The organism is Ensifer sp. ENS02 (assembly GCF_014851885.1).
GTDB lineage: Bacteria > Pseudomonadota > Alphaproteobacteria > Rhizobiales > Rhizobiaceae > Ensifer > Ensifer adhaerens.
Map to the genome: position 1 here is coordinate 163,193 of NZ_JACVAO010000008.1, position 24,372 is coordinate 187,564.

Below are 24,372 nucleotides of genomic sequence, written 5' to 3' on the forward strand. Positions count from 1 at the left end.
CAGGAGCGACGGGTATGAAACTGACCTATAAGGGAAGCTGCCATTGCGGAAACATCCGCTATGAGGCCGACATCGACCTCGATGCCGGCACCGGCAAATGCAACTGCTCGATTTGCTGGAAGCGGCGCTACTGGGGGGCGGTCGTGAAGCCCGACGCTTTCCGGCTGCAGTGCGACGAAGCCAATATCGCCGACTACCAGTTCGGCAGCGACAGCGTGCATCACCGCTTCTGCAGGACCTGCGGCGTTGCCGCCTTCGGCCACGGCTATATCGAGGAGATTGGCGGCGCCTATTACTCCGTCAACCTCGCCTGCCTCGACGACCTCGATCCGGCGGTGCTGGCCGAAGCACCGGTGCAGTACATGGACGGGCGCAACAACAACTGGTTCCACGCGCCAGCCGAGACCCGTCACCTCTAGAGCCCACAGCTAAGCTGGTTACATCTTGCGAAATTCGAGGTGATAGATGACCTCCTCGCCAGTTGCCGGGTCCACGCCCGGCGCGCCGTAGATCACCAGCTTATCCCCTTGCAGGACAAAGGGGCGGATCAGGTCGGAGACGCCCCAGGCCGGGTTCCAGCTTGCCTCGACATGATGGATGATCCGGCCGTCCTTGAGCGAATAGGAGCCGGAATAGGCGAGCATGGAATCAAACAGTGCCGCCTTTTCGTCGTGAGACGGCACGAGTCCTTTGAGCTGCGGTCGATCGCGTTTCACCACAACGGCGGTCATCCGGCCATCGGGAAAGTACGAGAGATAGCCGATAGGATCAGGGCCCATGGCATCGGTGACCTCGCCAGTGGCGACGACCTCGCGCGTCCAGGAAAGCATCTTCCAGGTGCCGAGCAATCCAGACTCGTCCGCCATGACCCACCTGTTTGATTTTAGGGTAAACTAAAATAGCAGATGCTTCCTGTCCGGCAAAGCCGGGCCGATCCCTAGGATGAGATCAAAGAAAAGGGCCCCCGACGCGCGGGAGCCCTTCGTTGTTTCTTGCGCCGCTCGGGCGCAGCCCGAACGTAGCTGGTCAGTGTTCGCCGAGGTCGCGCACAGCACCGCGGTCGGCGGAGGTGGCAAAGGCGGCATAGGCCTTGAGTGCCGTCGTCACCTTGCGCTTGCGCTGTTCGGTCGGCTTCCAGCCCTGGGCGTCCTGCTCAGTGCGGCGACGGCTAAGTTCCGCCTCGTCGACGCGCAGGCTGATCGTGCGGTTCGGGATGTCGATGTCGATCATGTCGCCTTCGCGCACCAGGCCGATCGTGCCGCCATTGGCCGCTTCCGGCGAAACGTGGCCGATCGACAGGCCCGAGGTGCCACCGGAGAAGCGGCCGTCGGTGATCAGCGCGCAGGCTTTGCCGAGGCCCTTCGATTTCAGGTAGCTCGTCGGATAGAGCATTTCCTGCATGCCCGGGCCGCCCTTGGGGCCTTCATAGCGGATGACGACGACGTCGCCGGCCTTGATCTCGTTGCCGAGGATCGCCTTGACCGACGCATCCTGGCTTTCGAAGACGCGGGCCGGGCCGGAGAACTTCAGGATGCTCTCGTCGACGCCCGCGGTCTTCACGATGCAGCCGTCGATCGCGATGTTGCCCTTCAAGACGGCGAGGCCGCCATCCTTGGAGAAGGGATGTTCGACCGAGCGGATGACGCCCTTTTCGCGGTCGGTGTCGAGCTCGTCCCAGCGCGCTTCCTGGCTGAAGGCCACCTGGGTCGGGATGCCGCCCGGTGCCGCGCGGAAGAAGTTGCGAACGGTTTCGCTGGTCGTGCGGGTGATGTCCCAGCGGTCGATGGCGTCGCCGAGCGTGGCGCTGTGGACCGTCGGGCAATCGCGGTTGATGAGGCCGCCCTTCTCGAGTTCGCCGAGGATCGACATGATGCCGCCGGCACGGTGCACGTCTTCCATGTGCACGTCGCTTTTCGCCGGAGCGACCTTCGACAGGCAGGGAACCTTGCGCGACAGGCGGTCGATGTCCGCCATGGTGAAATCGACCTCGCCCTCGTGGGCGGCGGCGAGAATGTGCAGCACGGTGTTGGTCGAGCCGCCCATGGCGATATCGAGCGCCATGGCGTTTTCAAACGCCTTCTTCGAGGCGACCTTGCGCGGCAGCACGTTCTCGTCTTCCTGCTCGTAATAGCGGCGGGCGAGATCGACGACCAGGTGGCCGGCCTCGACGAAGAGGCGCTTGCGGTCGGCGTGGGTGGCGAGCGTCGAGCCGTTGCCGGGCAGCGACAGGCCGAGCGCTTCGGTCAGACAGTTCATCGAGTTGGCGGTGAACATGCCGGAGCAAGAGCCGCAGGTCGGGCAGGCCGAGCGTTCGATGACCTTGACGTCCTCGTCCGAGACGTTGTCGTCGGCTGCGGCGACCATGGCGTCGACCAGGTCGAGTGCATGCGTCTTGCCGTGCAGCACGACCTTGCCGGCTTCCATCGGGCCGCCGGAAACGAAGACTGCGGGGATGTTGAGGCGAAGCGCCGCCATCAGCATGCCGGGCGTGATCTTGTCGCAGTTGGAGATGCAGACCATGGCGTCGGCGCAGTGGGCGTTGACCATGTACTCGACGCTATCGGCGATGATTTCGCGCGACGGCAACGAATAGAGCATGCCGTCGTGACCCATGGCGATGCCGTCGTCGACGGCGATGGTGTTGAATTCCTTGGCGACGCCGCCGGCAGCCTCGATCTCGCGGGCGACGAGCTGGCCAAGATCCTTAAGGTGCACGTGGCCGGGCACGAACTGGGTGAACGAGTTCACCACCGCAATAATCGGCTTGCCAAAATCGCTGTCCTTCATGCCCGTCGCGCGCCAGAGGCCGCGGGCACCGGCCATGTTGCGGCCGTGGGTGGTGGTACGTGAGCGATAGGCAGGCATGGCATGTTCCTTCACGGACAAGGGGTATTGCTCGGGAATGGCGATCCCTGATCGCCACCGAAGGGGCTACCTAGCGCAAAATTGCGCGCGCGTCATCTTTTGCGTCAGATTATTTCGACGCTGCGCGCGCTGTCGCGCCAGGCTTTCGCCGCTTCGGAAATCAAATCTAGACCGCGGCCGGCGCCTTGGACAACACCCGCCGAAGCGCTTTACGGAAATCTTATGTCGAGCGCCTGAAGTCGCAATCGAAACTGGACGCCTGCCGGGTCTAGCCTTGTCGCATCGAATAGGGATGCGTGCCATGTCTCTCCAGGATTTCAACATCCACCGTCATTTGCCCGAGGCTCTACGCGAGGTCGATGCAGGCCCTGAGCTCACAGGTGGCGAAAGGGCTCCGGAGGCGCTCGATGCGCTCATGCTGCGGCTCACCGCCGTTCGCCGCCTGCGCGAGCACCATGTCTGGGAGGCGGTGCGGGTGATCGCGGACCTGCTGGATCTGGCGGCTGGAGAATGGCCGTCGCGTCGGTTCCGTGAACTGATGGCCGCCGATGCGCTGGTCGATGCCGTCATTCACCTGACGTCGGCGACCGAAGCGAAACTGTGCCTTCGAACGCTCAGTCACGAGTTCGGGCTGTGGACCTGCGCGCTGCGCTATCAGCCACCCGGAGCCGGCCGCATCACCTTCAAGGCACGGCATGCCGACCTTGCCGCGGCGATCCTTGGCGCCTTCCTGCGCTCCTGCCGCGGCCATCAGCTTGCGGCTGCTGCCGGCCGTGGCCAACTTCCCACCTGAAGGATATTTCCATGAACATGCATTCGCTGCGCCTCGAAGGCGCGATCACGGCGCTCGTCACGCCGTTCCGGGACGGCAAGGTTGATGTCGTCGGCCTGATGTCGCTCGTGGAATGGCAGATCCGACACGGCATTTCCGGCATCGTCGCCTGTGGCACCACCGGTGAGGCGCCGACGCTGTCGCGGGCGGAACGGGCCATGGTGATCGAACGCTGCGTCGAGGTGGCGGAACGCAAGATCCCGGTTATCGCCGGAACCGGCACCAACAGTACTGCGACGACGATCGAACTGACGGCGGAAGCCAAGACGCTCGGCGCCGACGCGGCGCTCGTCGTTGCGCCCTATTACAGCAAGCCGTCGCAGGAGGGGCTTTATCGCCACTTCGAGGCGGTCGCCCGGGCGGTGGATCTTCCCATCATCATCTACAATGTGCCCTCGCGCACCGGGGTCGATCTCGCCGCGCGGACGATCGAGCGGCTGGCGGAGCTTCAAAATGTCGTCGGCATCAAGGACGCCACCGGCGACGTCGGTCGCTTCCTGTCTTCGTCGCCAGCCCTGAAGGCCAGACTCATGCAGCTCTCGGGTCACGACCAGACGGCGCTGCCGTTCAATTTCTGCGGCGGTCACGGCACCATCTCGGTGGCGTCCAATGTCATGCCGCGGCTGGTGGTCGCCATGCACCAGGCTGTCACGACCGGAAATGTCGCAGCGGCGCTCGCCCTTCATGAGCGGCTCCGCCCGCTGCTCACGGCGCTCGAGCGCGAGACCAATCCGGGGCCGGTGAAATACGCGTTGCACCTGGTGCGGGCGCTCAGCCCGGAGGTGCGTCTGCCGCTGACGCAGGTGGCGCCGGAGACGGCGGCCGAGATCCGCGCGGCGCTCGAACCGCTGACCGAGCTTCCGGCCCGCACCCAGATCGGCCGCGGGGTGCGCATCGCGCTTGCTGGCTGACGGTTCGTCTTCGCACGGATCTGTCGTGCCCGATTGCCCGGCGGCTCCCGCCGTCCGCATCCATCTCACCTGAAAGGAAAGACCATGTCCCGTTTCCCCCATCTTGCCGCGCGCGCCGCTGAGCGCCGGCGCATCGAAAGCAGCGAGCGCGCTGAGCGCCTTCCGCCCAGGGACAGCGCCGTTCGCGATGCCTTTCTCGGTATCGGCATCAGGCTCGCCGTTGTCCTCGGCCTTGCCTACGGCATCCAGGCCGCACTTCCGTGGATTGCCGGCTAAGGCTTCGCTTTCGTCAACAAGGATTGTTCGATCATGGGCAGTATGCAGCAGATCCGTCGTGGTTTCCTGGCGCGCGCGCGTTTCGTCGTTGGCCGCGACCGGCACGGCTGGTGGGTCGTATCCGACCGCAAGGGTCTCGTCGGCGGCCTCTTTACCAATGAGAGCGCCGCAATCCATTTCGCCGTGGAAGCGAGCGACCGGCATCCGGAGGAGGTGTGTCGCGCGCCGGAAGGGGCGGCCATCGACCTTGATACGTTTTCGCGCAGGCCGAGGGCCATGCGACAGCGCCGGCGCGGCGCCTATGCCTGACGCCGCATCCTGATGCAGGCGTAAGGAAGAAACCCCACCAGTTCGGCGCTGGCGGGGTTTTCTCTTGTCGGGGCGCCGCGCTGGCGGACGCTCAGCCGAGCGAAGCGATCGCCTCGTCGATCAGCGCCACGATCTCCTTGGCGTGCGAGGCAAGGGAGGCGTGGCTGGCATCGAGCGTGATGATCTTCTTCGCCTTGATGCGCTCGGCCATCCATTGTTCGGTTTCCGGCGGGATCATGTGGTCGTGGCGCGAGACCTGGTACCAACTGGGCTTCGTCTTCCAGGCGGGAGCCCCGGCCTTGTCCTCGAAGCAACGCCCGGCGATCGGTTTCTGTGCGACCGCCATGACCAGTGCTTCGGTCTCGCTCAGGTCCTGGCCGAAACTCTCACGGAACGTATCCTGCGCCAGCCAGAGGAAGCCGTCCTTGTCGGGACGGATGCTGGCGGCGCCGGATGGCGGCTCGCGCCTTGCAAAGATGCTGCCGAGGCTGTCGCCTTCATCCGGCGCGAATGCCGCGACATAGACGAGCCCGACGACGTTGGCCGCATGACCGGCGCCGCTGATAACAGCACCACCATAGGAGTGGCCGACGAGCAGGGTCGGGCCCTCGAGCGATTCGGCCAGCTTGCGGGTGCGCTCGACGTCGTCGGCAAGCGAGGTCAGCGGGTTCTGAACCGCGGCAATTCCGTAGCCCTTGGCGTGGAGCGGCGGAATGACGTGGCGCCAATGGGAGGCATCGCCCCAGGCGCCGTGCACAAGCACGATGTTCTTGACTGCCGGCATGATCAGTTCCTTTCGCTCGAATGGAGAGGTGCTCGGTTCGGCATCACACTCGCTCGGGTGAGGCGAGGCATGCTGCCCGTCGTCGGTTTTGGTGGGTTCCCTTGCTTTGCGCCTGGCGCGTGGCAAGGCGTTGAGATTGCAGACGTAAATTAGGGCGGGAAGGCGTGCGTTCCATGACGCAAACCACAAATTTTCGTGACGGAAGACCAACCCTGCGCGTCCCCGCAGGCGGTGGCCGCGATGGCAGGCCGATGGCGACAGGATGAGGAGAAGACGGGGTCCCAGAGCGGCGTATTGGGGCTACGGGGCATCGCTCTGGGACCGGTTGCGCCCAGGAGGCGGGCTGTGCTTCCGGGCGCATCGGCATCAAGTCACTGCGAAGCCGATTCGACAATGCGCCCCGGACCTTTGCCGGCCCCCGTCGGACCAAAGTCTGAGCGTTGGCTGTGGGCAACTTGGCGCACAGCGTTTTGATCAAGGCCGCGGCGAGCGGGCCGTTCGTCTGTTGTTGCCAGGAAGAAATCGAGGGAAACGAAAAAGGCCTTTCGATTTCTCGAAAGGCCTTTGAATTCGAATGGTGGGCGTGACAAGGATCGAACTTGTGACCCCTACGATGTCAACGTAGTGCTCTCCCGCTGAGCTACACGCCCATCCGATGTGGCGCATAGACCACAAAAGCCGTTGTCGCGTCAATAGGGTTTTCGAAGGTTTTTTGACAGAAATTTAGAGGCGGTGATTTTCCCCATGGGGGCGGCGTCGATGAGACACCGGCAAGACGCCGGATTTGCTGGGTTTCTGCTAAGGTATTGAAACGAAAAGACCGCCGGAGATCCCTGTGGATCGCGGCGGTCGGTTCTAAGTCGCATTCTTTACAGTCGCGGGACGTCGCGCCTGTGGAAAACTGCCTTGATCAGGCAGCAGCCAGCATCTTGTTGACCTCGTCGACGAGGTCACGCAGGTGGAAGGGCTTGGACAGCACCTTGGCATCCTTCGGCGCCTTGCTGTCGGGGTTGAGCGCAACGGCGGCAAAGCCGGTGATGAACATGACCTTGAGGTCCGGGTCGAGTTCCGTCGCGCGCCGCGCCAGTTCGATGCCGTCCATCTCAGGCATGACGATGTCGGTCAAAAGGAGCGAGAACGGTTCTTCGCGAAGCCGGTCGTAAGCGCTGGCGCCGTTGTCATAGGACATGACCTTGTAGCCGGCCTTTTCCAGCGCCTTCACCAGGAACCGGCGCATGTCGTTGTCGTCTTCGGCAAGAAGGATTTTCGCAGTCATGAATTGGGCCGTGCTTCTCTTTATTCAGTTCATTGCGCGTAGATTGCGGCGTTTTATCCAAACCGCAACGCGGTAAATATCTCGTGAACGCGGGACGTCAATTCCCCGGGATGCTGTGATTGGCCACTATGGACACAGAGCGGGCCAACTGGCAACATGATGACAATTGCAAGTACCGCATATGGTAAAAAAGGGTTCAGATGGGGGAAATTGCGGAGAGGGAACTGTTCGAGGTCCTTGAACCTCCAATCCAGCGCATTCCCTTTGTGTTCAATTCGCCGCACAGCGGCCGCTCCTATCCCCAGAGTTTTCTCGACCAGTCCAGGCTCGACGCGCTTTCGATTCGCCGGTCGGAAGACCACTATGTCGATGAGCTGTTCCAGAACGCGACGTTCCTCGGCGCGCCGATGCTGCTTGCGCATTTCCCGCGCGCCTTCCTCGACGTCAACCGCGAGCCATACGAACTCGATCCGCGCATGTTCGACGGGCCGCTACCGCCGCATGCCAACATCAGCTCGATGCGCGTCGCAGGCGGGCTCGGAACGATCCCGCGGCTGGTGGCCGAGAACATGGAAATCTATCGTGGACGGTTCCCGGTCGAGGACGCGCTGACGCGGATCGAGACGATCTACAAGCCCTATCACGCCACCTTGCGCAAGCTGATCGCGCGCACACACGTGCAGTTCGGCCTCTCGGTGCTGATCGACTGCCACTCGATGCCGGGCAATGTGCATCTGCCGGGCAGCGCCCAGCGGCCCGACTTCATCATCGGCGACCGTTACGGTACCAGTGCTGCCGGTGAGCTTTCGCGCGCTGCGGTCGATCTGCTGCAGCAGCTCGGCTACAGCGTCGTGCGCAACAAGCCCTATGCCGGCGGCTTCATCACCGAGCACTACGGCCGGCCGACGCGCGGGCTGCATGCGCTGCAGATCGAGATCAACCGGGCGCTCTATGTCGACGAGGCGACGCTGGTGCGCAAACCTGACTTCGGTGTGCTGGTTGCCGATCTCACGACCTTCATCGGCTCGCTTGCCCGCCACGTCGAGGACTACGGCGCTTACCTGCCGCTGGCGGCCGAGTAGCCTTTCCCAAAAACCAGGAAGAACCGGCAAAGCGGGATGGCGTCCAGCAAGGTACTGGCGACGCTTGGTATTTTGCAGTCGGGGAGGTTCAAAAAAAACCGCGCCAACGGCGCGGTCAAGTCTAGGGAGGAAACACCCAAGGAGGGTATTTACAGTCACAGGTGACTGCAGGAAAACCATAATATTGCACTGCACAAATGTCAAGTTTGCCGGTGAAAACTTTTGCGTCGCGTCAAAAGTTTTTCAGCCGGAAATGGCGAATCAACCGATTGAATTCTCCAAAGTCGCGTTTGAAGTGCGAAGCGGTCGTGGTGCAGTGCGAAATGCTCCGGCCCTGACGCCGACGACGCCCGCAGGTGGGCGTGCTCGGTCGTTTGCCTTTCGACAAATTTCGTCTATGCAGGACGTACCTTCCTCCATGTTTTTCAGAGAGATCGCCATGTTGCCTGACCGCGCCTTCTTCGATCGCCTTGCAGATGCCGCCAAGGCGGAAACCCTGCCGCGCTTTCGGATCGGGACCAGCGTGGTCAACAAGCTGGAGAGCGGCTTCGATCCGGTAACGGAAGCGGACCAATCGGCGGAAGCGGCGATCCGCGCGCTGATCGAGGCGCATTTCCCGGACCATGGCATTCTTGGCGAAGAGCACGGCAATATTGGCCTCGACCGCGAGTATGTCTGGGTCATCGACCCGATCGACGGCACGCGCGCCTTCATTTCCGGCTTGCCGGTCTGGGGCACGCTGGTCGGCCTCTATCGCAATGGCGATGCGGTCATGGGCCTGATGGACCAGCCTTTCACCGGCGAGCGCTATTTCGCCGACGGCACGAAATCGGTCTACCGCGGGCCGGGTGGCGAGCAGGTGCTTTCGACCCGCGCCTGCAGATCGCTTGACGACGCGGTGCTTTTCACCACCTCGCCGCATCTCTATTCCGGCGATCTCAAGACCCGCTATGAGACGGTGCAAAGCAAGGTGCGTCTGTTCCGCTACGGCTGCGATTGCTACGCATTCGCACTTCTGGCCGCCGGCCATGTCGATCTGGTAATCGAATGCGGGCTGAAGCCCTATGATGTCGGCGGGCTCATCCCTCTGATCGAGCAGGCCGGCGGCATCGTCACCAACTGGCAGGGCGGTCCGGCGGAAATGGGCGGCGAAGTTATTGCTGCCAGCAATGCCGAACTGCACGCGCAGGCGCTGGAAATCCTGAAGGGCTGATGCGCCCTGCGCCTCGCGCGGCGGTCCAGACATCCGTAAAATCAACGTGTTACAGTGACCTTTGCGCGTCTGATAGGACGTGCGGCGCTGTGTAGCGCGAGCGACCGCTTGCTTCAGGCGGCGGTGGTTTCGCGCGCGTCGCCTTCTTCGGGGATGACGAAGGCGAGGATCGCCGCCATCGCCTGGGCGCGGTAGCGGTCCGCCTCGTGCAGCAGCTCGTGTCGGGCGCCGTCGATCGGGATCATCTGGGCGGCGCGGAAATTGCGCGCCAGCCATTCGACCGCGATATGGGGTACCAGCCGATCGGCCGTCGGTGCCAGGATGATCGTCGGCAGGGTGATGCGGGTCAGATGCTCGCGGCGGATGACCCGGCGCATGGCGTGGAAAGCCTCGCTCAGCCAGCGCGCCGTCGGGGGGCCGAGCCTCAGTTCCGGATGCGCATCGGTCAGCGCGATGTTGCGGGCGTAGCGGCGGCGATCGGCCGTCAGCACGTTGTTTTCGAAGGGGCGGTTGCCCTTGTCGGGATGTGCCGGCAGGGCGCCGAGGCCGACCAGCCGCATGAAGGTCGCAACCGTCGCGATGCTCTTTTCGCCGAGCGCCTGGCCGCCAAGGCCGACGAAGGGTGCGAGCACCACCAGCCGATCGATGCGGCTTGCCAGCATCGGGGCGAGGGAGAGGGCAACGAGAGCGCCCATGGAATGGGCGACGATCGAGAAGGGCAGGCGGGTATCGGGCAGCACGATCTGTTCGAGGAAGGTGCTGAGGTCGCGCTCATAGTCGGAAAAGTGGTCGACATAACCGCGTCCGGGGTGCGCCAGCAGCCGCTCGGAGCCGGCCTGGCCGCGCCAGTCGAAGGTGGCGACCCAGAGGCCGGCCGCAGTCAGATCGGCAATCGTCTCGAAGTACTTCTCGATCGATTCGTTGCGGCCCTGCAGCAGAACGACCGTGCCGCGCGCCACCGGCTGCTTCGTCTTGAAGATCGCATAGCGGATCTTGCGGCCGCCGATGCCATCGAAAAAGCCAGCGACATGATTGTCCGGGATCGGATTGTCCGGTGTCGCGTGGAGGATCGAGGTCATGGGGTCGTGGCCGGAGGTGAAAGCGTGTTGATCGGTAGCATCAAGGGATAGGCGGCAGGGTCTTCGCCGTCAAAGAAAAAAGCCGGAAACGGTGGGTGAAATCCGGACGATCACCGTTTCCGGCCGCTGAAGGGGAAGGGACATGTCACTTCAGCCTGGGCGTTGCGGCCCAGGATTTTGTTTTAGTCCCGTCGGGCTGAACGGAAGCCGAAGCCGGCGTTCATGTCGGGTTCACGGAAAAATCGTCGGCGGGGGCGTCTTGAAGTCGTCAAATCGCCTCCCCAAATCAGGGTCACGGGCGCCGAAGACGGGTCCGTTCACCGGTCCTGCCACTGCCAGAATGGGGTGGCCGACCAGACATCGCAAAAAGTTGCTCCAAGGAGGACACCATGCGTCACTTCGATTTCTCTCCCCTTTACCGCTCCACCGTCGGATTCGACCGCCTGTTCACCATGCTCGACAGCCTCGGCCAGCCGGGTGAAGCCCAGACCTATCCGCCCTACAACATCGAGCGCACCGGCGAAAACGCCTACCGCATCACCATGGCCGTTGCCGGTTTCGACGAGAGCGAGCTTTCGATCGAGGCGCGTGAACACACGCTGACGGTCAAGGGCGAAAAGGCCGAGGACAAGGGCGAAGAAAGCCAGTTTCTCCATCGCGGCATTGCCAAGCGCGCCTTCGAACGCCGCTTCCAGCTCGCCGATCACGTGGAGATCAAGTCCGCTTCGCTGAAGAATGGCTTGCTGCACATCGATCTTACCCGCGAGATCCCGGAAGCCGCCAAGCCCCGCCGGATCGAAATCGCGTCGGTCGCATCGCAGCCGAAGCAGATCGAGGCTCAGACCCTCTAAACATCACGCCCGAACAGGGCATGAAACAGACCTCCCACAAAGAACGGCGTCCTCTACGGGCGCCGTTTTTTGTTGTCGGATCAATCAGGGCTGGGCCGGTACCGGCATGGCGGAAGCCGCCGCTTTCCTTGCTGCATAGCGCTGTGCAATCACCGCGCAGGCCATCAGCTGGATCTGGTGAAACAGCATGACGGGCAGTACGATTGCGCCGATGTTCTGGCCGGCGAAGATGGCGCTTGCCATGGGGACGCCGCTCGCAAGGCTCTTCTTCGAGCCGCAGAAGGTGATGGCGATCTCGTCGGCCTTGTCGAAACCGAGCAGGCGGCTGCCGTACATGGTGACGGCAAGCACGAGCGCCAGCATGACGATCTCGATGACGACGAGCACGCCGAGATCGGTCAGAGAAAACGTCTGCCACAGGCCGGAGGTGACCGCCTGGCTGAAGGCGAGGTAGACGACCATCAGGATCGAGCCGCGATCGACCGGCGCCAACAGTCCCTTGCGGGCGCGGATCCAGTTGCCGATCACGGGCTGCAGCATCTGGCCGATGACGAAGGGGGCAAGCAGCTGCAGCAGGATCTGCTTGACCGCATCGAGCGTGACGGTGCCATGGCCGCCGGCGGAAAACAGCAACCCGACGAGCAGCGGCGTCAGGAACATGCCGAAAATGTTGGAGGCCGACGCCGAGCAGATCGCGGCCGGCACATTGCCACCGGCCATGGAGGTGAATGCGATCGACGACTGCACCGTCGAGGGCAGCACGCAGAGGAAGAGGATGCCGGTATAGAGCGATTGCGGCAGGATCGAATCCGGCACGAAGCCGACCGCAAGGCCGATGAGCGGGAAGAGCACGAAGGTCGAGGCAAGGATGGTCAGGTGCAGGCGCCAATGCAGGATGCCGGCGATCACCACGTCGCGCGACAGGCGCGCCCCGTGCAGGAAGAAGACCATGCCGACAGCCACCTTCGTCGCCAATCCGAACCATTCGGTTGCCTCGCCATGGATCGGCAGGACGGATGCAAGCAGCACCGTCGCCAGAAGCAGGATCGTGAAGGTATCGGGAAGGTAGCGGCGCATATCAGCTCACTTGCTCGTTATCGAACGTCTTGCGGGGATCGCTCATTGTGAAGCAGGATGCAAGGAATAACAGTTATCACGAAATGAGATGAGCTATGTTGGATCTCGTGCAGTTGCGCAGTTTCGTCGCCCTCGAACAGATGGGCAGCTTCACGCTTGCGGCGGAAAAACTATCGCTCGGGCAATCGACGGTCAGCCAGCATATCCAGCGGCTCGAAGCCTCGCTCGGACGCACGCTCGTCGACCGCGATACGCACCGCGTTTCGCTGACGGCAGACGGGCAGGCGCTGCTTGCCCACGCGCGCTCGATGCTGGCGATCGACGGCGAGGTCCGGGCGCTGTTTGCCGAAAGCAGTTTGCGCGGCCGTCTCCGCCTCGGGGTCTCCGAGGACTTCGTCATGAGCCGGCTGCCGGCGGTGCTGGAAGACTTCGTCCGCGCGCATCCGTCGGTCGATCTGGAACTCACGGTGGCCTTGAGCGGCGTGCTCTACCAGATGCAGGACAATGGCGAGATCGATCTGGTGCTTGCCAAGCGCAGGCTCGGCGACCTCAGAGGCGAGCTCGTCTATCGCGAACCGCTGGTTTGGCTCGCGCGCGATCCCGAGAGGATCAAGCGCGACAAGGTGCTGCCGCTGATCGCCTTTCCGCCGCCGAGCATCACCCGCAGCGTCGCGCTCGAAGTGCTCGACCGCCACCGCCTGCCGTGGCGGATCGTATGCACCTGTGGCAGCCTCAGCGGCCTGACGGCGGCGGCCCGTGCCGGCATGGGCGTGCTCGTGCAGCCGCGCAGCATGGTGCCCTCGGGGCTGAAGGAAATCCCGGCCGGGCTCCTGCCGCCGCTCGAAGACGTGGAATTCGTGCTGGTGCCGAGCAAGGGCGTCGACCGAAAGCTGAGTGCGGCGCTCTCGGTCGAAATCCTCGCCAATCTGAGGACCCTGCAAGGGCAGTCCTGAAGGCAGGGCTGATACCGATACCGCTCAGCAGCCGGCGACGAAGCGGTCGACGTCCTCGGCCTTGGTCGCAAAGCTGGTGACGAGGCGATAGAGGCCCTCGTTCTTAGCAAGCTTGCCCTCGAGGTCGTGCGGCACTGGCCAGTCGTAGAAGACGGCGCCATCCTGCCTGAGCTTCGCCGCCACATCCTTGCTGATGATGGCGAAGACCTCGTTGGCATCGGCCTGCCAGGCAAGCCGGCTCGTCTTTGCGGCGGCAATGCCCTCGGCCAGGCGTGTGGCCATGGCGTTGGCGTGACGGGCGAGATTCAGCCAGAGATCGCCGGCGAAATAGGCGTCGAACTGCGCCGAGACGAAACGCGACTTGGAGAAAAGCTGGGCGGAGCGCTTGCGCAGGAAGTGCATCTCGTGGGCCCTGGAGAGGTCGAACAGCACCAGCGCCTCGGCGCACCAGCAGCCGTTCTTGGTGCCGCCGAAGGAGACGAGGTCGACGCCGCGCTTCCAGGTCATTTCGGCGGGCGTTACGTCGAGGCTGACCAGCGCGTTGGCGAAGCGCGCACCATCCATGTGCAGCGGCAGCTTGTGTCCCTTGGCGACGGCCGCGATCGCTTCGATTTCGGCGAGCGAATAGACGGTGCCGCTTTCCGTCGCCTGCGTCAGCGATACCGCACTGGGCTGGCCGCCATGGACGTTATCGAGCGGGAAGCGCCGGATCTCGGCTTCAAGGCGGGAGGCCTCCATCTTGCCCCGCGGTCCGTCGACGGGTTTCAGTCGGGCGCCATGCGAAAAGAATTCGGGCGCGCCGCATTCGTCGGCGATGACATGGGCCTCGCGATGGCAGAAGGCGACGCCGCCGGCGCGGTTGGCTGTTGCCAGTGCCAGCGAATTGGCGGCTGTTCCGGTGCCGACGAAGAAGACGGCGACGTCCCTTTCGAAGATGTCCGCGAACTTCTTCTCCACCTTCCGGTCAAGCTCGCTGGTGCCATAGGCCGACGCGTAGCCGCCGGCATGGGCCATCAGGCTTTCGGCAATCGCGGGATGGGCGCCAGCCCAGTTATCAGACGAAAAAATCATCACTTCTCACCCTGTTTCACCGTCAATTCGACGGCTTTTGCCGACCTTAGCCGAGTTTATAGCCGGATCAATCACGGTCAGCGGCCGAAAGGCCAACAGGAGACCGGTTTGAAACCAAAATGAAGAAAACGACGATATGCCGTAATTAAATTATAAAAGCCGGAAATTTCCGGCAATGTTCGGCAAAATCTTCTCCATTATTTGCTGATATGCCTCTTGCGGAGGGGGGTGGTTTCTGGCATAGAGCACATGAAATAGGACAGGTTTGCTGTCCTATTTCGGTCTAGGGACCGGAACAATCGCCGTGAGTGCCTAAAAAAGTGGCATCCGGCGTGCGAAGCGGGAGGATTGGCCGGATTTCATCCGGTTGTTATCGCCTGCCGTCAGGATGGTCGCAGACATCAGTGCCTGATGATGCCGTGCTTATTTGCGACCTGATCAGGATCATGAGACGATGAGTGCCCCGGCTTTTCGGCGTGTCTTTGCGCGCAACGAAGAGTCATGCGCGGGCGGTGCCATGCCCGGCGGTGCCGGGTTCAACAGGAGGGAAAACGATGACGGATCATTCGCCATCACAGCAATCTGGGCTCAACCTCGCACACAGCGTTGCGACGGCTGAAAAAACGCCCGCATTCCCGACTGGCCTGCCGCGAAAACAGGGGCTCTACGATCCGCGCAACGAACATGACGCCTGCGGTGTCGGCTTCGTCGCCCATATGAAGGGTCAGAAGTCGCACCAGATCGTGCGCGATGGTCTCTTCATGCTCGAAAACCTGACGCACCGTGGTGCCGTCGGCGCCGACCCGCTGATGGGAGATGGCGCGGGCATCCTCGTGCAGATTCCCGACCGTTTCTTCCGCGAGGAGATGGCCAAGCAGGGCATCACCCTGCCGAAGGCGGGCGAATATGCCGTCGGCCACATCTTCATGCCGCAGGACGATGCGCTCGTCGAACACTTCAAGCAGGTGATCAAGGACGTCGTCACCGAAGAGGGCCAGGTGCTCATCGGCTACCGCGACGTGCCCGTCGACAACGCGTCGCTGTCGAAGGCGCCGGAAATCGCCGCGACCGAGCCGCGCCATGTCCAGATCTTCATCGGTGCCGGCCGTGACGCCGCCACGAACCCGGAGTTCGAGCGCCGTCTCTTCACGCTGCGCAAGGTGATCTCCAACCGCATCTATGACGAATACAAGGGCGAGGAGAGCAACTTCTACCCCGTGTCGCTGTCGTCCTCGACGATCGTCTACAAGGGCATGTTCCTCGCTTACCAGGTCGGCGCCTATTACAAGGATCTGTCCGACCCGCGCTTCGAAAGTGCGGTGGCGCTCGTTCACCAGCGCTTCTCGACCAACACCTTCCCATCGTGGAAGCTCGCGCATCCCTACCGCATGGTCGCCCACAACGGCGAAATCAACACGCTGCGCGGCAACGTCAACTGGATGGCGGCGCGCCAGGCGTCGGTTTCCTCGCCGCTCTTCGGCGACGACATCTCCAAGCTCTGGCCGATCTCCTATGAAGGCCAGTCGGACACCGCCTGCTTCGACAACGCACTCGAGTTCCTGGTGCAGGGCGGCTATTCGCTGTCGCACGCCGTCATGATGCTGATCCCCGAGGCGTGGGCCGGCAACCAGTTGATGTCGCCTGAGCGAAAGGCGTTCTACGAATACCACGCAGCGCTGATGGAGCCGTGGGACGGTCCGGCAGCGGTCGCCTTTACCGACGGTCGCCAGGTCGGCGCGACGCTCGACCGCAACGGTCTGCGTCCGGCCCGCTATATCGTCACCTCGGACGATCGCGTCATTCTCGCGTCGGAAGCCGGCGTGCTGCCGGTCGACGAAGACAAGATCGTCAAGAAATGGCGCCTGCAGCCGGGCAAGATGCTCCTGATCGACATGGAGCAGGGCCGCATCATCTCCGACGAGGAGGTGAAGTCCTCGCTCGCGCAAAAGCACCCCTACAGCAAGTGGCTCGAAGACACGCAGCTGATCCTCGAGGAGCTGAAGCCGGTGGAGCCGCGTGCGCTCCGTCGCGACGTTTCCCTGATCGATCGCCAGCAGGCCTTCGGCTACACGCTCGAAGACACCAAGATCCTGATGTCGCCGATGGCGACGACCGGCCAGGAAGCGATCGGCTCGATGGGCACCGACACGCCGATCTCGGCGATGTCGGACAAGCGCAAGCTGCTTTACACCTATTTCAAGCAGAACTTTGCGCAGGTCACCAACCCGCCGATCGACCCGATCCGCGAGGAGCTGGTGATGAGCCTCGTCTCCTTCATCGGTCCGCGTCCGAACATCCTCGACCACGAGGGCATGGCGCATGCCAAGCGGCTCGAGGTGCGCCAGCCGATCCTGACCAACGGCGATCTCGAAAAGATCCGCTCGATCGGTCACACCGAGGATCGTTTCGACACCAAGACGCTCGACTTTACCTATGACATTTCGCGCGGTGCCGAAGGCATGCCCGAAATGCTCGACCGGCTCTGCGAGCGCGCCGAAGCCGCGGTAAAGGGCGGCTACAACATCATCGTGCTCTCCGACCGTCAGGTTGGTCCGGACCGCGTGGCGATCCCCGCGCTGCTCGCAACCGCCGCCGTGCACCACCACCTGATCCGCAAGGGTCTGCGCACGTCGGTCGGCATCGTGCTTGAATCCGGCGAACCGCGCGAAGTGCATCAGTTCTGCCTGCTCGCCGGTTACGGCGCCGAGGCGATCAACCCCTATCTCGCCTTCGATACGCTCACCGACATGCACAAGCGTGGCGAGTTCCCCAAGGAAGTCGACGGCAGCGAAGTGGTCTACCGCTACATCAAGGCCGTCGGTAAGGGCATCCTCAAGGTCATGTCCAAGATGGGTATCTCGACCTACCAGTCCTATTGTGGCGCGCAGATCTTCGACGCCGTCGGCCTGTCGTCGAAGCTTGTCGACCAGTTCTTCTTCGGCACGGCGACGACGATCGAAGGCATCGGCCTCGAAGAGATCGCCGCCGAAACCGTCGCCCGCCACAAGGCGGCCTTCGGCGCCGACCCGGTTCTCGCCAACTCGCTCGATATCGGTGGCGAATATGCCTTCCGCATGCGCGGCGAAAGCCATGCCTGGACGCCCGACGCAATCGCCTCGCTGCAGCACGCAGTTCGTGGCAACGCAGAGGACCGCTACCGCGAGTTCGCCGAGATGGTGAACAACTCGGCGCTGCGCATGAACACCATCCGTGGCCTGTTCACGATCAAGAGCGCCGAGGCCCTTGGCCGCAAGCCGATCTCGGTCGACGAGGTCGAACCGGCCGTCGACATCGTCAAGCGCTTCTCGACCGGGGCCATGTCCTTCGGCTCGATCAGCCGCGAGGCACATACGACGCTGGCGATTGCCATGAACCGGATCGGCGGCAAGTCGAACACCGGCGAAGGGGGCGAGGAAAGCGACCGCTACCTGCCGCTGCCCGATGGTTCGATGAACCCGGAACGTTCGGCGATCAAGCAGATCGCGTCCGGCCGCTTCGGCGTGACCACCGAGTATCTGGTCAATGCCGACATGCTGCAGATCAAGGTGGCGCAAGGGGCCAAGCCCGGCGAAGGCGGGCAGCTGCCCGGCCACAAGGTCGATGCAACGGTTGCCAAGACTAGGCATTCGACCCCGGGCGTCGGCCTGATTTCGCCGCCGCCGCACCATGACATCTACTCGATCGAAGACCTGGCACAGCTGATCTACGATCTGAAGAACGTCAATCCGGAAGCCGACGTTTCGGTCAAGCTCGTCTCGGAAGTCGGCGTCGGCACGGTTGCCGCCGGCGTTGCCAAGGCGCGCGCCGACCATATCACCGTTGCTGGCTTCGACGGCGGTACCGGTGCTTCGCCGCTCACCTCGCTGAAGCACGCCGGCAGCCCTTGGGAAATCGGTCTGGCCGAGACCCAGCAGACGCTGGTGCTGAACGGCCTGCGTTCGCGCGTCGCCCTTCAGGTCGATGGTGGTCTGAAGACCGGTCGCGACGTCATCATCGGCGCGCTGCTCGGTGCCGACGAATTCGGCTTCGCCACCGCACCGCTGATCGCCGCCGGCTGCATCATGATGCGCAAGTGCCACCTCAACACCTGTCCCGTCGGCGTTGCGACCCAGGATCCGGTGCTGCGCAAGCGCTTCAAGGGCACGGCCGAACACGTCATCAACTACTTCTTCTTCGTGGCCGAGGAAGTGCGCGAGATCCTGGCGTCGCTCGGCGTCAGGAAGCTCAACGACATCGTCGGCGCTTCGGAACTGCTCGAAAAGGACAGTGCGCTTGCGCACTGGAAGGCCAACGGCCTCGACTTCTCGAAGATCTTCCACAAGGTGGAAGCCAAGAAGGAAGAGACCTACTGGACCACGCGCCAGCAGCACCCGATCGACGATGTTCTCGATCGCAAGCTGATCAAGGAAGCGGCGGTCGCGCTCGAAACCAAGGCTCCGGTCAAGATCGAAGCCGAGATCAAGAACGTCGACCGTTCGGCCGGCGCGATGCTTGCGGGTGCGCTTGCCAAGCGCTGGGGCCACAAGGGCCTGAAGGACGACACCATCCACGTGACCCTCAAGGGCACGGCTGGCCAGTCCTTCGGCGCGTTCCTCGCACGCGGCATCACCTTCGATCTCGTGGGTGACGGTAACGACTATGTCGGCAAGGGTCTTTCGGGCGGTCGCATCATCGTCCGGCCGCCGGAAAATGCCACGATCGTTCCGCAAGAATCGATCATCGTCGGCAACACCGTGCTTTACGGCGCGATCTCGGGCGAGTGCTACTTCAACGGCGTAGCCGGCGAACGTTTCGCCGTGCGCAACTCCGGCGCGGTCGCGGTCGTCGAGGGCGTGGGTGACCACGGCTGCGAATACATGACCGGCGGCGTCGTCGTCGTGCTCGGCGGAACGGGGCGCAACTTTGCGGCCGGCATGTCGGGCGGTGTCGCCTATGTGCTCGACGAGGAAGGCGATTTCGCCCGTCGCTGCAACATGGCGATGGTCGAGCTGCAACCGGTTCCGGAAGAGGACGACATGCTGGAGAAGCTGCACCACCACGGCGGCGACATCATGCACAAGGGCATGGTCGACGTGTCGGGCGACATGACGCGCCACGACGAGGAGCGGCTTTATCAGCTCATCTCCAACCACCTTCACCACACGGGTTCGCCCCGGGCGAAGGAGATCCTCGATCACTGGACGGATTATCGGCCGAAGTTCCGCAAGGTCATGCCGGTCGAGTACCGCCGTGCGCTCGAGGATATGGAACGCATGAAAATGGCAGAGGCGGCCGAATAGGAGGCCCCGGTGACCAAGGCTCCCGGTTCATCACAGATCGGTTCGGGGGCCCCTCACGCGCGCTCGCAAAAAGCGCCTGTTCAGACGCACAGCTTTCAGGATGAAACGATGGGTAAGGTAACTGGATTTCTCGAGATCGACCGGCAAGTGGCAAAGTACCAGCCGGCGTCCGACCGCATCCGCCATTTTCGCGAATTCACCATTCCGATGTCAGAACCGGAAGTGCAGAAGCAGGCTGCTCGCTGCATGGACTGTGGCATCCCCTATTGCCACGGCCCGACCGGCTGCCCGGTGCACAACCAGATCCCGGACTGGAACGATCTCGTCTACAACGGCAACTGGGACGAGGCGATCCGCAACCTGCATTCGACCAACAACTTCCCGGAATTCACCGGCCGCGTCTGCCCGGCGCCGTGCGAGGAAGCCTGCACGCTGAACCTCGAAGACACCCCGGTCGCGATCAAGACCGTCGAACAGGCGATCGCCGACAAGGCCTATGAAATGGGCTATATCGTGCCGCAGCCGGCCGTCACCAAGACCGGCAAGAAGGTCGCGATCATCGGCTCGGGACCTGCCGGTATGGCCGCGGCCCAGCAGCTTGCCCGCGCCGGCCACGAGGTGCACGTCTACGAGCGCGAAACCAAGCCCGGCGGCCTGCTGCGCTACGGCATCCCGGACTTCAAGATGGAGAAGAACTTCATCGATCGCCGCGTCGACCAGATGCGCGGCGAAGGCGTCACTTTCCACTGCGGCATCAATGTCGGCGTCGACGTTCCGATGCAGCGCCTGCTCGACGAGCATGACGCCGTGCTCTACTGCGGCGGCTCCGAGACCCCGCGCGACGCGGGAATCCCCGGCGTCCAGTTCGCCGGCGTGCATGACGCGATGCCCTATCTCGTCCAGCAGAACCGCCGCGTCGGCCGCGAGAACATCGACAGCGTCGGCTGGCCGTCGCAGCCGATCCTTGCCGGCGGCAAGCATATCGTCGTCGTCGGCGGTGGTGATACCGCGTCCGACTGTGTCGGCACCGCTTTCCGCCAGGGCGCCGTCAAGGTGACCCAGCTCGACATCCGTCCGCAGCCGCCGGAAAAGGAAGACAAGCTTGCCGTCTGGCCGTTTTGGGCGACGAAGATGCGCACCTCTTCGAGCCAGGCCGAAGGCGCCATCCGCGAGTTCCAGGTGGCGACCCTTGAGTTCATCGGCGACGAGGACGGCAACCTGACCGGCGTGAAGTGCTGCCAGGTGGATGATCGCCGCAAGCCGGTCGCCGGCACGGAGTTCATCATCAAGGCGGATCTTGCCTTCATCGCCATCGGTTTCAGTGGTCCCTTCACCAACAGCGTGATCAAGGACCTCGGCGACAAGCTGACGCTCAACACCGACCGCCGCGGCTCGACCAACGTCGTCGCCAACGAGCGCGACTACAAGACCTCGGTCGACAAGCTCTGGACGGCCGGCGACGTGCGCCGCGGCCAGTCGCTCGTCGTCTGGGCGATCCGCGAAGGCCGCCAGGCGGCGCGTGCGATCGACGAGGCGCTGATGGGTTCGACCACGCTGCCGCGCTAAGGCATTACTCCCAAGCATGAAAAAAGCCCCGCAGCGATGCGGGGCTTTTTTCATGGTGTGCCAGAAGGCTGAATGGGGATCGTCGGCCTAGTTGCGGATCACCGGGTTGCTGATGACCGTGTTTGGCTTCGAGAGGCGGAAGTCATCGACGCGGCCGGCCGGAGCGGCGGCGACGTCACCCTTGCCAACCAGCAGGTCGCGTGGGCTCTTGCCGTTGCCCTTGTCCGGTGCGGCGCTGCCGAGCAGGGACGCGGCGCCATCCAGCGCCGGATCGGTCAGCCCGATCGGCTGGGTCTTGACGATATCCTCGTTGCCGAGCGGTGCGGTCACCACCAGGTCCTTGAGCTCGTCGGCGCCCGGCACGTTCTTGTCGGTGGCGGCGGCATCGCCGAGCAGCCGACGGATGTCCTTCTCGACGTAGAAGGCAAGCTTGCGCTTGCCGGCCTTGGTGAGGTTGACGCCGTCGGCGCCGCGCAGGCGCACCTGCTGGCCGTTGATATCGGAGCCGGTCAGAACGAACTTGCCGCCCTCATCGACGAAGCCGTCCCAGATGTCGACGAACTGTCCGCCGACCTTCTCGATCTCCTCGCGATAGATGCCGTTGAAGGTGACCATGTCGGCGGTCATCGCGGCCGACTGGAACGGCGGCATGCCGACCCAGAGAACCGGCAGCTTTTCCTTGCGCGCAAGGGCTGCCAGCGCGTTGACACGCTTGCGATATTCTTCCGTCCAGAGGTCGGAGCGGAACTTCTCCTTGGTGCTGCCGATCTGCATCTGCTGACGATCGTTGGCGCCGAGGCTGATGATGATCACCGACGGCTTCACGTCGCCGACATAGCCCGGCAGCGTGCCCGGCCAATTGAAATAGTCTTCGCGCACGAGACCGGACGAACCGTTCGCCCGCGTCTCGATGGTGATGCCGGGCGTCATCTCGAAGGCGGTCTTCAGGCCATCGCCGAGGCTGCCGGCCATGAAGTCGCCGACGACGAGCACCTTCTTGGCATCTGGCGCCTTCTCCACCACTACCGGCGCCGGGGCAGGGGTGTCGGCAACCTTTGGCTTCTGCTTCTGCTGCCCCTGGCCCTTCTGCCGCTGCTGCGGCTGGCGCTGGCGCTTCGGGCGCGGCTGTTCGGGATAATAGTCGCGATCCTGGTAGGCCGGCCGTTCGCGGGTCAAGCCGCCGAAGAGCATCTGAAACAGGGTGCGGCGTTGAACGCGCTCCTGCGCCTCGGCAAAGCTCGCAAAAAGGCTGACGGTGAGCATCGCCACAAGGGCAATGCAGATCGTCGCAATCCCGAACGGCGTACGGCTATCGTGCCTGCGGCGCCTGCTGATCATCTGCTTTCTGCCCCGTTCATCGCGTATTCGGGCGGCCTTGCCGCGCCAAAGTTTCAGCGCGCCGCACGGGGGTGCAGCGCGCTTGCCCTATTGTATCTCACGGATACTCAGATCGTGAAACCGTTTCGAACCTGCTAGTTGCGGAGCGCCCGCAGCAGCATCTGCGTCGGCTCACCATCCGGCGCCAGTCCGTTCTTCGACTGGAATGCCTGGATCGCGGCCTTGGAGCCGGAGCCGAAGTTGCCGTCGACTTCGCCACTGTAGTAGCCAAGCTCCTTCAGCCGGTTCTGCAGCTCGAACTTCTCGCTGATGTCAAGTGAACCGTCCGGACGCGGCCAGCGCTGCTGCATGCCCTGGTAGCCGGCGATCTGGTCGGCAAGCAGGCCGACGCCGAGCGCGTAGCTGTCCGAAGCGTTGTAGCGCTTGATGACGAAGAAGTTCTTGGTCATCAGGAAGCCGGGGCCGTTGCCACCGCTCGGCAGCTTGAGCTCGGCGCGCGTGCTGCCGTTGCGGAAGCCCTTGCCGTTCGGCCGGGCAAAACCGAGCGACGCCCATTCCTTGAGCGTCTTCGTCTGGCCCGAATACTTCGCGGCGTTGGCCGGCGGGGCGACTTCGTAGCCCCAGGTCTCGCCCGGCTGCCAGCCATTTTTCTTCAGAAGGTTGGCGGCAGTCGCCAGCGCGTCTGGCACCGAGTTCCAGATGTCGCGGTGACCGTTTCCGTCTGCGTCGACCGCATAGAGCAGGTAGCTCGTGGGGATGAACTGGGTGTGGCCCATGGCGCCCGCCCAGGAGCCGGTCAGCTCACGTGGGGTGATATCGCCCTTCTGCAGGATTTTCAGCGCGGCGATCAGCTGCTTCTTGGCGTAGTTCGACCGCTTCGGATCCGCATAGGCAAGGGTTGCGAGCGCGCGCGGGACGTAGTGCAGGCGATCGTCCTTCTCCAGCACGGCGCCGTAGTTGGACTCCATCGACCAGATGGCCAGAAGGATGGTCTTGTCGACGCCGAAGTGTTTCTCCAGCGCGTTCAGCGTGCGGGCGTGCTTGGTCGCCATCTCCTGGCCGACGCGCTTGGTGTAGGGGTTCACGCGGGAATCGATATATTCCCAGATCTTGTGCTTGAATTCCGGCTGGTAGTTGGCCTTGTCGATCACCGTCTGGTCGGGCGACTTCACGCCGGCAAAGGCCTGGCGATAGGTCGCCTTGGTGATGCCGGCCTGGGCGGCGGTCGCGTAAAACTCGTTGATCCAGTTCTGGAACCCGGTATCGGCGCGCGCGGGGGAGGTGCCGAGCGTGGCGGCGGATAGGACGAGGGCGGCTGCGATATGACGGAAAAACGTCCTGCGGTTTCTGATCATCAGCTGTCGGTTCCGTTTCTCTGCGGAGCTTCGGCCGTCATGGCCCGAATCACTCCGCAAGGTGGCAGTCTGGGGCCAGCCTGGACGGTGGGGGCAGTCGTCGGCGGCTCCTGTTTCGGATCCGGCCGCGCTTGTTGCATTGCCGGATTGCAACGAATCTACAGAAACGTGGTCAACAAACCCTTTACCATGAAAATGTGGTGGCGTCTTCGGCCACAGAAAATGTCAAGCGTTGGTCGTGGAGTTCGCATATGC

At 63.3% G+C, this 24,372-nt stretch carries 20 protein-coding genes and 1 tRNA gene; 11 read left to right on the plus strand and 10 right to left on the minus strand.

Going from position 1 to position 24,372, the window contains the following annotated elements; all coding sequences use genetic code 11:
• Positions 1-14: 14 nt before the first annotated feature.
• The gene (locus IB262_RS18315; RefSeq protein WP_034786825.1) at positions 15-419 is read left to right on the plus strand and encodes a GFA family protein; all 405 of its coding nucleotides are present in this window, start codon (positions 15-17) and stop codon (positions 417-419) included.
• 18 nt (positions 420-437) lie between these two features.
• Here the strand turns inward: IB262_RS18315 and IB262_RS18320 are convergent, their stop codons facing one another.
• Together IB262_RS18320 and ilvD are read right to left on the minus strand one after the other, a co-directional pair.
• The gene (locus tag IB262_RS18320) at positions 438-866 is read right to left on the minus strand and encodes a lipocalin-like domain-containing protein (protein ID WP_034786824.1); all 429 of its coding nucleotides are present in this window, start codon (positions 864-866) and stop codon (positions 438-440) included.
• Positions 867-1,026: 160 nt separating this feature from the next.
• Positions 1,027-2,865 carry a dihydroxy-acid dehydratase gene (gene ilvD / locus IB262_RS18325; RefSeq protein ID WP_034786822.1) on the minus strand — a complete coding sequence of 613 codons (1,839 nt, stop codon included), beginning with the start codon at positions 2,863-2,865 and terminating at the stop codon, positions 1,027-1,029.
• Between the two features lie 301 nt (positions 2,866-3,166).
• Here ilvD and IB262_RS18330 point away from each other — a divergent pair, with 301 nt between their 5' ends.
• The 4 genes from IB262_RS18330 to IB262_RS18345 all read left to right on the plus strand — a co-directional run bounded on the left by IB262_RS18330 (position 3,167) and on the right by IB262_RS18345 (position 5,193).
• The gene (locus tag IB262_RS18330; protein WP_162728814.1) at positions 3,167-3,658 is read left to right on the plus strand and encodes a hypothetical protein; all 492 of its coding nucleotides are present in this window, start codon (positions 3,167-3,169) and stop codon (positions 3,656-3,658) included.
• A gap of 11 nt (positions 3,659-3,669) precedes the next feature.
• Complete coding sequence (dapA, locus tag IB262_RS18335) at positions 3,670-4,608, plus strand: 4-hydroxy-tetrahydrodipicolinate synthase (RefSeq protein WP_112976396.1); 939 nt, start codon at positions 3,670-3,672, stop codon at positions 4,606-4,608.
• Positions 4,609-4,692: 84 nt separating this feature from the next.
• Positions 4,693-4,884 carry a hypothetical protein gene (locus IB262_RS18340; protein ID WP_112976397.1) on the plus strand — a complete coding sequence of 64 codons (192 nt, stop codon included), beginning with the start codon at positions 4,693-4,695 and terminating at the stop codon, positions 4,882-4,884.
• A gap of 33 nt (positions 4,885-4,917) precedes the next feature.
• Positions 4,918-5,193, plus strand: coding sequence for a hypothetical protein (locus IB262_RS18345; RefSeq protein ID WP_051659088.1), 276 nt, complete (start codon positions 4,918-4,920; stop codon positions 5,191-5,193).
• A gap of 91 nt (positions 5,194-5,284) precedes the next feature.
• On the opposite strand, the gene IB262_RS18350 is transcribed toward IB262_RS18345, so the two are convergent.
• The 3 genes from IB262_RS18350 to cpdR1 all read right to left on the minus strand — a co-directional run bounded on the left by IB262_RS18350 (position 5,285) and on the right by cpdR1 (position 7,253).
• The gene (locus IB262_RS18350) at positions 5,285-5,977 is read right to left on the minus strand and encodes an alpha/beta hydrolase (protein ID WP_112976398.1); all 693 of its coding nucleotides are present in this window, start codon (positions 5,975-5,977) and stop codon (positions 5,285-5,287) included.
• A 575-nt stretch (positions 5,978-6,552) separates the two neighbouring features.
• Positions 6,553-6,627 (minus strand) — tRNA-Val (locus IB262_RS18355).
• A 260-nt stretch (positions 6,628-6,887) separates the two neighbouring features.
• Entirely contained in the window at positions 6,888-7,253 is a 366-nt protein-coding gene (gene cpdR1 / locus IB262_RS18360; protein WP_034786813.1) for a response regulator CpdR1, read from the minus strand.
• A gap of 200 nt (positions 7,254-7,453) precedes the next feature.
• On the opposite strand from cpdR1, the gene IB262_RS18365 reads away from it, so the two are divergent.
• Complete coding sequence (locus IB262_RS18365; RefSeq protein ID WP_112976399.1) at positions 7,454-8,335, plus strand: N-formylglutamate amidohydrolase; 882 nt, start codon at positions 7,454-7,456, stop codon at positions 8,333-8,335.
• Positions 8,336-8,774: 439 nt separating this feature from the next.
• Complete coding sequence (hisN, locus tag IB262_RS18370; protein WP_112976412.1) at positions 8,775-9,548, plus strand: histidinol-phosphatase; 774 nt, start codon at positions 8,775-8,777, stop codon at positions 9,546-9,548.
• A gap of 113 nt (positions 9,549-9,661) precedes the next feature.
• Here hisN and IB262_RS18375 read toward each other — a convergent pair whose 3' ends face one another.
• Positions 9,662-10,627: an alpha/beta hydrolase gene (locus IB262_RS18375; protein WP_060604764.1), complete on the minus strand. Its 966-nt coding sequence runs from the start codon at positions 10,625-10,627 to the stop codon at positions 9,662-9,664.
• 389 nt (positions 10,628-11,016) lie between these two features.
• On the opposite strand from IB262_RS18375, the gene IB262_RS18380 reads away from it, so the two are divergent.
• Entirely contained in the window at positions 11,017-11,478 is a 462-nt protein-coding gene (locus tag IB262_RS18380; RefSeq protein WP_034786801.1) for an Hsp20 family protein, read from the plus strand.
• An 84-nt stretch (positions 11,479-11,562) separates the two neighbouring features.
• Here the strand turns inward: IB262_RS18380 and IB262_RS18385 are convergent, their stop codons facing one another.
• A complete protein-coding gene (locus IB262_RS18385) occupies positions 11,563-12,555 on the minus strand; it encodes a bile acid:sodium symporter family protein (protein ID WP_112976400.1) in 993 nt (330 codons plus the stop codon).
• A gap of 95 nt (positions 12,556-12,650) precedes the next feature.
• On the opposite strand from IB262_RS18385, the gene IB262_RS18390 reads away from it, so the two are divergent.
• Positions 12,651-13,508 carry a LysR substrate-binding domain-containing protein gene (locus IB262_RS18390; protein WP_034786796.1) on the plus strand — a complete coding sequence of 286 codons (858 nt, stop codon included), beginning with the start codon at positions 12,651-12,653 and terminating at the stop codon, positions 13,506-13,508.
• Between the two features lie 24 nt (positions 13,509-13,532).
• Here the strand turns inward: IB262_RS18390 and IB262_RS18395 are convergent, their stop codons facing one another.
• Positions 13,533-14,579 (minus strand): low specificity L-threonine aldolase, encoded by a 1,047-nt coding sequence (locus IB262_RS18395; protein ID WP_089044967.1) that lies wholly within the window; start codon positions 14,577-14,579, stop codon positions 13,533-13,535.
• Positions 14,580-15,133: 554 nt separating this feature from the next.
• Here IB262_RS18395 and gltB point away from each other — a divergent pair.
• The gene (gltB, locus tag IB262_RS18400) at positions 15,134-19,858 is read left to right on the plus strand and encodes a glutamate synthase large subunit (RefSeq protein ID WP_034786790.1); all 4,725 of its coding nucleotides are present in this window, start codon (positions 15,134-15,136) and stop codon (positions 19,856-19,858) included.
• A 108-nt stretch (positions 19,859-19,966) separates the two neighbouring features.
• A complete protein-coding gene (locus IB262_RS18405) occupies positions 19,967-21,424 on the plus strand; it encodes a glutamate synthase subunit beta (protein WP_034786787.1) in 1,458 nt (485 codons plus the stop codon).
• An 87-nt stretch (positions 21,425-21,511) separates the two neighbouring features.
• Here IB262_RS18405 and IB262_RS18410 read toward each other — a convergent pair whose 3' ends face one another.
• Positions 21,512-22,687 carry a DUF459 domain-containing protein gene (locus IB262_RS18410; RefSeq protein WP_246802671.1) on the minus strand — a complete coding sequence of 392 codons (1,176 nt, stop codon included), beginning with the start codon at positions 22,685-22,687 and terminating at the stop codon, positions 21,512-21,514.
• A gap of 209 nt (positions 22,688-22,896) precedes the next feature.
• On the minus strand, positions 22,897-24,117 hold the full coding sequence (locus tag IB262_RS18415) for a lytic murein transglycosylase (RefSeq protein WP_060581304.1): 1,221 nt from the start codon (positions 24,115-24,117) through the stop codon (positions 22,897-22,899).
• Positions 24,118-24,372 lie beyond the last annotated feature (255 nt).

What these genes read in the sequence shown, in the direction of transcription:
- IB262_RS18395 (WP_089044967.1), bottom strand. Translation starts at nt 14,579, where the DNA reads ATGATTTTTTCGTCTGATAACTGGGCTGGCGCCCATCCCGCGATTGCC.
- IB262_RS18405 (WP_034786787.1), top strand. Translation starts at nt 19,967, where the DNA reads ATGGGTAAGGTAACTGGATTTCTCGAGATCGACCGGCAAGTGGCAAAG.
- IB262_RS18365 (WP_112976399.1), top strand. Translation starts at nt 7,454, where the DNA reads ATGGGGGAAATTGCGGAGAGGGAACTGTTCGAGGTCCTTGAACCTCCA.
- IB262_RS18380 (WP_034786801.1), top strand. Translation starts at nt 11,017, where the DNA reads ATGCGTCACTTCGATTTCTCTCCCCTTTACCGCTCCACCGTCGGATTC.
- cpdR1 (WP_034786813.1), bottom strand. Translation starts at nt 7,253, where the DNA reads ATGACTGCGAAAATCCTTCTTGCCGAAGACGACAACGACATGCGCCGG.
- IB262_RS18340 (WP_112976397.1), top strand. Translation starts at nt 4,693, where the DNA reads ATGTCCCGTTTCCCCCATCTTGCCGCGCGCGCCGCTGAGCGCCGGCGC.
- IB262_RS18350 (WP_112976398.1), bottom strand. Translation starts at nt 5,977, where the DNA reads ATGCCGGCAGTCAAGAACATCGTGCTTGTGCACGGCGCCTGGGGCGAT.
- gltB (WP_034786790.1), top strand. Translation starts at nt 15,134, where the DNA reads ATGACGGATCATTCGCCATCACAGCAATCTGGGCTCAACCTCGCACAC.
- IB262_RS18320 (WP_034786824.1), bottom strand. Translation starts at nt 866, where the DNA reads ATGGCGGACGAGTCTGGATTGCTCGGCACCTGGAAGATGCTTTCCTGG.
- IB262_RS18315 (WP_034786825.1), top strand. Translation starts at nt 15, where the DNA reads ATGAAACTGACCTATAAGGGAAGCTGCCATTGCGGAAACATCCGCTAT.
- IB262_RS18375 (WP_060604764.1), bottom strand. Translation starts at nt 10,627, where the DNA reads ATGACCTCGATCCTCCACGCGACACCGGACAATCCGATCCCGGACAAT.
- hisN (WP_112976412.1), top strand. Translation starts at nt 8,775, where the DNA reads ATGTTGCCTGACCGCGCCTTCTTCGATCGCCTTGCAGATGCCGCCAAG.
- IB262_RS18390 (WP_034786796.1), top strand. Translation starts at nt 12,651, where the DNA reads ATGTTGGATCTCGTGCAGTTGCGCAGTTTCGTCGCCCTCGAACAGATG.
- IB262_RS18415 (WP_060581304.1), bottom strand. Translation starts at nt 24,117, where the DNA reads ATGATCAGAAACCGCAGGACGTTTTTCCGTCATATCGCAGCCGCCCTC.
- IB262_RS18330 (WP_162728814.1), top strand. Translation starts at nt 3,167, where the DNA reads ATGTCTCTCCAGGATTTCAACATCCACCGTCATTTGCCCGAGGCTCTA.
- dapA (WP_112976396.1), top strand. Translation starts at nt 3,670, where the DNA reads ATGAACATGCATTCGCTGCGCCTCGAAGGCGCGATCACGGCGCTCGTC.
- IB262_RS18410 (WP_246802671.1), bottom strand. Translation starts at nt 22,687, where the DNA reads ATGCTCACCGTCAGCCTTTTTGCGAGCTTTGCCGAGGCGCAGGAGCGC.
- IB262_RS18385 (WP_112976400.1), bottom strand. Translation starts at nt 12,555, where the DNA reads ATGCGCCGCTACCTTCCCGATACCTTCACGATCCTGCTTCTGGCGACG.
- ilvD (WP_034786822.1), bottom strand. Translation starts at nt 2,865, where the DNA reads ATGCCTGCCTATCGCTCACGTACCACCACCCACGGCCGCAACATGGCC.
- IB262_RS18345 (WP_051659088.1), top strand. Translation starts at nt 4,918, where the DNA reads ATGGGCAGTATGCAGCAGATCCGTCGTGGTTTCCTGGCGCGCGCGCGT.